We start from the raw sequence: 6470 nt of genomic DNA on the forward strand, positions 1-6470 counted from the left end.
CGCCTGCGAGCCAGGGCTGGCCCATGGCGGCTCGGCCAATCATGACGCCATGGGCGCCAGACTCGGCGAGCGCAGTTTTGGCATCGGCAAGCGAGCCAATGTCTCCATTGACGATCACAGGAAGCGACACGGCGTCGACGGTGTCGCGAACAGCGGCCCAATTCGCCGCGCCTTTGTAAAACTGGCAGCGGGTCCGGCCATGCACGGTGATCATGCGGACGCCCAGGGCCTCGGCTATTCGGGCGAGTTCGGGCGCGTTCAGATTGTAATCGTCCCACCCCAGTCGCATCTTGAGCGTGACGGGTGTGCCATCGGCGCCTTCGAGTGCTGATTCGATAATGCGGGTTGCCAGCGGGATATCCTGCATCAGGGCTGACCCCGACTGGCCGCCCGTGACCTGTTTGGAGGGGCAGCCCATATTGATATCGATGACGTCCACGCCGGCATCTCGCATCAATGCTGCGCCTGTATACATGTCTGCAGGACGGCGCGCGGCGAGCTGGACGATCCAATAGCCTGCGCCTTCGTGGCGGCAGGTGCGGCGCACCATGTCTGGTCGCTCGGACGCGAGCGTTTCGCTTGCGACCATTTCCGACACAACAGCGGGCGCGCCGAAGCGTACGGCTTGCCGGCGCATCGGGGCGTCAGTCGCTCCCGACATGGGGGCCAGCCAGACCTGGGGTGCCTTAAAATCAGTCATATTTCTATTGTTCCGACTTTTGAGTTCTTCGCAAGTGCACAAAAGACGCGCAGTTATGCAAAAAAGCACCCTTTCAATGGCCTATGGCCAGAATTGCCGGCCTCGCCTAGAAAGCCGGACATGACATTGGCAGCTGCAATCATTGTTGCGGGAGGCAAAGGGACGCGCTCCGGGCGCGCCGGGCCCAAGCAATTCGAGACCCTTCTGGGCCGGTCGGTACTCGACTGGTCGATCGAGGCCTTCCGCGCGCACCCAAACGTGGGTCAGATCGTGGTTGTCGCGTCCGTGGGCCGGGAAACCGAAGGGTGTGGTGAGGGGGTGGTACGGGTGCCGGGCGGTCCGTCGCGAACCCAATCCGTGCGCAATGGACTGGCCGCTCTCGACCTGTCGCCGGACACGCCCGTGCTGATCCATGATGCGGCCAGGCCCGGCCTCAGCCAGGCGATGATTTCGTCTCTCCTGGAGGCACTGGCGAAGGCAGACGCCGTCGCCCCTGCCCTGCCCGTTTCCGATGCGCTGAAGACGTCGCGTGACGGCAAATTGGTGACCGTGTCCCGTGATGGCCTGTTCAGGGTCCAGACGCCCCAGGCGTTCCGGTTGGGTGCCATACGTGCCGCGCTGGACGCGGCAGGCGCTGATCTTGTGGACGACCTTGCGGCGATGGAAGCCAGCGGCGCGCGGGTCGACCTCATTCCCGGCGACGAGCGCCTTCACAAGATTACCTTCCCCGAGGATTTCGACATGGTCGCGAAACTGTTGAGCCCTGCTTCCTCCATGCCTCGCATCGGCAAGGGATTTGATGTCCATGCCTTCGAGCCAGGTGATCATGTCACGCTGTGTGGCGTGGCAATTCCGCACGACGCCAAGTTGAAGGGCCATTCTGATGCGGATGCCGCCTGGCACGCGCTGACGGACGCGATCCTCGGTGCGGTCGCACTCGGCGACATCGGAGATCATTTCCCACCCTCGGATGCGCGCTGGAAGAATGCCGACAGCGCGATCTTCCTGAAGGAATCGGTCCGTTTGGCCGAATCGGAAGGTTATGCCGTGTCGAGTTGCGACATCACGGTGATCTGCGAGGCACCCAAGGTGAAATCCCATCGCGAGGCCATGCGGGTCCGCACGGCCGAACTGCTGGGCCTTCCGCTGTCAGCCGTCAGCGTCAAAGCGACGACGACCGAAGGCCTTGGCTTCACCGGACGACGCGAGGGAATTGCCGCCGAGGCCATCGCAGTGCTGGTGCCGTCGGTTTCTGCGCGCTAGTCTGAGACCATGTTTCCAGAACGCCTCAGAAATCTCGCCATGCTGATCCTCGACGATGCCGAACGGGCGCGCCTGAAGATATGTACAGCCGAGAGCTGCACAGGGGGGCTTCTCGCTGCCCTGCTCACAGATATCCCCGGGTCGTCGACCGTGTTCGAGCGGGGCTTCGTCACTTATACGAACCGCGCGAAGGAAGAGATGCTCGGCATCGCCGGCGACGTCATTGCCGATTATGGCGCCGTGTCTGAGCCCGTCGCACGGATGATGGCAGAAGGCGCGCTTGAAGCCAGCCGAGCGAACATCGCCGTCGCCATTACCGGCGTCGCTGGGCCCGGCGGCGGGACGCGCATGAAGCCGGTTGGCACCGTGCATATTGCGTGTGCCCGCGAGAACCGCGCCGTGGTGCATGAAATGTTGCAGCTTGGGGACATTGGCCGATCCCAGGTCCGGATGGAATCCGTCGAGACGGCGCTGAACCTTATCCAGGTACAGATGCGCTAGGCGAACTGCCGTAGCGCTTGTGCGCTTCCGAGAGAAACGCGCTCATGATGCGGTCGACGGCGATGTCGTGGTTGGCGGCCGCCAGCATCGCAATGAGCACATTGCGGAATTCATAATTGATCTGGAGCGCGATATCACAGCCGCCCCGCTCCAATGGCATGATCGCCCATTCCGCCTTCAAATGCCTGAACGGCCCCTTGATCAGGCTGGCAATGACGGCGCCTTCGCTGACATCTGCTGTGACAGTGGTGGAGAAACGCTCGACGAATCCCTTGAACCCGACAACAGCGTCGCCCCGGCAATGTCGGACCCCGGTTTCATCGACGCGATGGTCGGACACGCGCAGGGCCGTGATCCACTTGATGAATTCCGGATAGCGGGCAACGTCCGATACGAGATCGAATGCCTGCGTCGTTGAGTAAGGCACGCGGACCGATTTGGAGAACCGGGGCATTTTAAGCTGGCAGGCCCGCGAGCTTGGCTTCACGGGCGGCGCGCATGCGGGCGAAATCTTCGCCGGCGTGATAGCTGGAGCGCGTGAGCGGCGTGGCCGACACCATCAGGAAACCCTTGGCGCGCGCGATTTCCTCAAGCGCCTTGAATTCCTCGGGCGTGACGAAGCGGTCTATCGCCGCGTGCTTACGCGTCGGCTGAAGGTATTGGCCAATGGTGAGAAAATCGACGCCGGCAGACCGCATGTCGTCCATGACCTGCATGACCTCTTCCTTGGTTTCACCAAGGCCCACCATCAGTCCCGACTTCGTAAATTGCGATGGATCGCGATCCTTCACTTTCTGGAGCAGGCGAAGCGAGTGGAAGTAGCGGGCACCGGGGCGAATCTTCAGATAGAGGCGCGGCACGGTTTCGAGATTGTGGTTGAACACGTCAGGCTGTGCATCAATGACCCGGTTTTCCCAGCCATCCTTGCGCAGGAAGTCCGGCGTCAGAATCTCGATCGTCGTGCCGGGAGAGGCCGTGCGGATGGCTTTGATAACGTGGACAAAGTGCATCGCTCCGCCATCTTCGAGATCGTCCCGGTCAACCGAGGTGATGACGACGTGCTGGAGACCCATTTCTGCGACGGCATCGCCGACACGGCGCGGTTCGTCGGCATCCACACCTGCCATAGGCTTGCCGGTCGACACATTGCAGAACGAACACGCGCGGGTGCAAACATCACCCAGAATCATCATTGTGGCGTGTTTCTTTTCCCAGCACTCGCCAATATTGGGGCAGCTTGCCTCCTGGCAAACGGTAATCAGGCCGTTGGATTTCACGATTTCGCGCGTCGCGGCATAGCCGGCCGAGTTCGGTGCCTTGACGCGGATCCAGTCCGGCTTGCGCAGGATGGGCGTATCAGGGCGAGCCTGCTTTTCCGGATGCCGGTGCTTGCGCCCGGACGGGGTGAGATCGATGAGGTTTGCCATGGGCCGAAGATGGACGCGAGCAAGCGATTCATCAAGGGAAATGCCGCGCAGACTGCATATGCAAACTTGCATTATCAGTTGCACAAAGGCCCTTACGTGACAAAATGTTACAAAAGTGAGGTCACTCCTCACGAAGTCAAAGGGCCACTGATGAACAACGTGACCATCCCTTCCCCGATTCCGTACAAACCTGCCCGCACTCATATCGACCTGTTTTCTGCCCTCCTGCGCGCCAAGCAGGAGTTTGGCGGCGATAAAGTGATCGTTGTCGACGGTGACGAGCGAGAACTGTCCTACAAGGACATCATTCGTGCCGCCTTCGGTCTTGGCGCGGCCCTGAAAAAAGGCACATCACGCGGCGAAGCTGTCGGCGTCATGCTGCCGACCGGTGCCGGTGCGGTCATCGCGTTTTATGCGCTCAGTGCGTATGGCCGCACACCAGCCATGCTGAACTTCACGGCAGGCTCTGCGAATCTCAAGGCAGCCATGATGGCAGCAGGCGTTAAACGTATCATCACGGCGCACAAATTTGTCGAACTCGGCGGCCTCGAGGCCCTGATTGCGGAGTTGAGCAAAGTTGCCGAGATCGTTTACCTGGAAGATGTCCGGGAGTCGCTGACGCTGGGCAACAAGGTTGCGGCGGCGTTGGGGCCCATCATGCCCCGACTTTTCCGTTCGAAGCCGCGCTACAAATCACCCGCTGTTGTCCTGTTCACGTCCGGCACCGAAGGCGAGCCCAAGGGCGTCGTCCTGAGCCACGAAAATGTCATGGCGAATGTCGAGCAAGTTCGCGCGCATATCGGCCTGAGCGCCGAAACCGACAAGGTCTTCAATCCCCTGCCGACGTTTCACTGCTTCGGCCTCACCGTTGGTGCGATCCTTCCGATTGTGGCGGGCATCCAGGTGATGTTTCACCCGACACCCCTGCAACCGCGCGAGATCGTGAAGCGTATACGGAGCAATGGATCCACAATCCTTCTCGCGACAGATACGTTCATCTCCCAATACGCGCGGACTGGCGCCGATGGCGACATGAGTTCCGTGCGGCTGGCCGTATGCGGCGCCGAACGCGTGAAAGACGAGACGCGCGCATTGGTTCGCCGGAAGTTCGAAATCGAAATCCTGGAAGGTTATGGGGCCACGGAAGCCTCGCCCGTCGTGGCGGCCAATCAATGGGAGCATAACAAGCCGGGCACGGTGGGCCAGCTGATGGCCGACATGGAATCGATGTTGATCCCGGTTGATGGCATTGTTGATGGCGGCCGGCTCCAGATACGCGGCCCGAACATCATGCTCGGCTACCTGCGACCATCCCGGCCGGGCGTGCTGGAGCGGCCGGAAGGCGGCTGGCACGATACGGGCGACATTGTTGCAATCGACGACGAGGGCTTCATCCGGATCATGGGCCGCGTAAAGCGGTTCGCGAAAATTGGTGGCGAGATGGTGTCATTGGCTGTGGTGGAGAATTGCGCAAGCGCCGTCTGGCCGGAGAACCTGCATGCAGCCGTCGCCATGCCCGATCCGCGCAAAGGCGAACAGATCATCTTGCTGAGTGATGCAGAGGACTGCAATCGGGCTGACATCCTCGCCTGGGCCAAGAACCACGGCGTTCCCGAATTGTCCGTACCGCGACGGGTGTTCCATGTTCCGGAAATTGCCGTTCTCGGGACGGGCAAGATCGACTATGCAGCGGTACAGAAGCAGGCCGATGACCTGATGGCGATCTAGGCGGCTGCCTTACCTTCAAATTCGTGGGGCTCTTCGAGGAAGCCACGGATAACGCTGGCCGTTTCGTCTGCCCGTGTCACCAGGAACAGGTGGCCACCGCCCTCGACAATGTGCAGTCGCGAATTCGGCAGGGCCACTTTCAGGATGTGGCCATTGGCGACGGGCACGATCGAGTCATTGTCACCCATCATCACCAGCGCAGGCATGCGCAGGAAGCGGATGAATGGCAAGCTTGACCAGCCGATGAAGGCGAGGAGCTGGAAGACATAGCCTTTCGGATCAGGTGGCATCAGGCGGGTGATGTGCTCGCCAGCCTGCGCGTCTGCCTCATCGCCATAGAGCGTCGCGAAATTGTCCCGCATATAGTTCGGATCGGTGTAGCGACGGGCGTCCACCATCTTGGAGAGCGACTTGGGTTTGCCGGGGACCATGGTCATGCCGGCTGTCGTGGCGCAGAGGATGAGTTTGCCGACGCGGTTACGATACTGGAAGGCGAACTGCTGGGCGAGCGCCCCGCCCCATGACACACCCATCACATCGACTTCATCGATGCCGAACTGGTCGAGCAGCTTGCGCGCCCAACGGGCCAGCATCCATGGCCGGTAGGGCCATTGGGTGACCGGGCTCTTGCCGACACCCGGCACATCAAAGGTGATGATGTCGCGATCAGGAAACATGTCGCCAAGGGCGTGGGTCAGCTCGAGGTTCGCGCCGATTCCGTTGAAGAACAGGAGCGGGCGCTTGCCCTCATCCTGCCGGGCAGCCCAGAAGGCCGTGCGCAGCATGACGCCGTCAATATCCTGCATCGTGATTCTCGGGCGCGGTTCAGTTGCGGCCATGAGCTGGTTCCT

At 61.2% G+C, this 6470-nt stretch carries 7 protein-coding genes; 3 read left to right on the plus strand and 4 right to left on the minus strand.

Features of this window, described 5'->3' with window-relative positions; translation table 11 throughout:
- Positions 1-700: tRNA-dihydrouridine synthase family protein (locus AADA04_RS08040; protein ID WP_340692739.1), on the minus strand; the 700-nt coding region annotated here is incomplete at its 3' end.
- A 120-nt stretch (positions 701-820) separates the two neighbouring features.
- Here AADA04_RS08040 and AADA04_RS08045 point away from each other — a divergent pair.
- A complete protein-coding gene (locus AADA04_RS08045; protein WP_340692740.1) occupies positions 821-1963 on the plus strand; it encodes a bifunctional 2-C-methyl-D-erythritol 4-phosphate cytidylyltransferase/2-C-methyl-D-erythritol 2,4-cyclodiphosphate synthase in 1143 nt (380 codons plus the stop codon).
- Between the two features lie 9 nt (positions 1964-1972).
- Complete coding sequence (locus AADA04_RS08050) at positions 1973-2464, plus strand: CinA family protein (protein ID WP_340692741.1); 492 nt, start codon at positions 1973-1975, stop codon at positions 2462-2464.
- Here the strand turns inward: AADA04_RS08050 and AADA04_RS08055 are convergent.
- Positions 2442-2918 (minus strand): type II toxin-antitoxin system RatA family toxin, encoded by a 477-nt coding sequence (locus tag AADA04_RS08055; protein ID WP_340692742.1) that lies wholly within the window; start codon positions 2916-2918, stop codon positions 2442-2444. The genes AADA04_RS08050 and AADA04_RS08055 overlap by 23 nt on opposite strands.
- A gap of 1 nt (position 2919) precedes the next feature.
- On the minus strand, positions 2920-3891 hold the full coding sequence (lipA, locus tag AADA04_RS08060) for a lipoyl synthase (protein ID WP_340692743.1): 972 nt from the start codon (positions 3889-3891) through the stop codon (positions 2920-2922).
- Between the two features lie 150 nt (positions 3892-4041).
- Here lipA and AADA04_RS08065 point away from each other — a divergent pair, with 150 nt between their 5' ends.
- Positions 4042-5619, plus strand: coding sequence for an AMP-binding protein (locus AADA04_RS08065; protein WP_340692744.1), 1578 nt, complete (start codon positions 4042-4044; stop codon positions 5617-5619).
- Here AADA04_RS08065 and AADA04_RS08070 read toward each other — a convergent pair.
- A partial coding sequence (locus tag AADA04_RS08070) for an alpha/beta fold hydrolase (RefSeq protein ID WP_340692745.1) occupies positions 5616-6470 on the minus strand: 855 nt, incomplete at its 5' end. The genes AADA04_RS08065 and AADA04_RS08070 overlap by 4 nt on opposite strands.

Source organism: Hyphomonas sp., assembly GCF_037969335.1.
Taxonomy (GTDB): domain Bacteria; phylum Pseudomonadota; class Alphaproteobacteria; order Caulobacterales; family Hyphomonadaceae; genus Hyphomonas.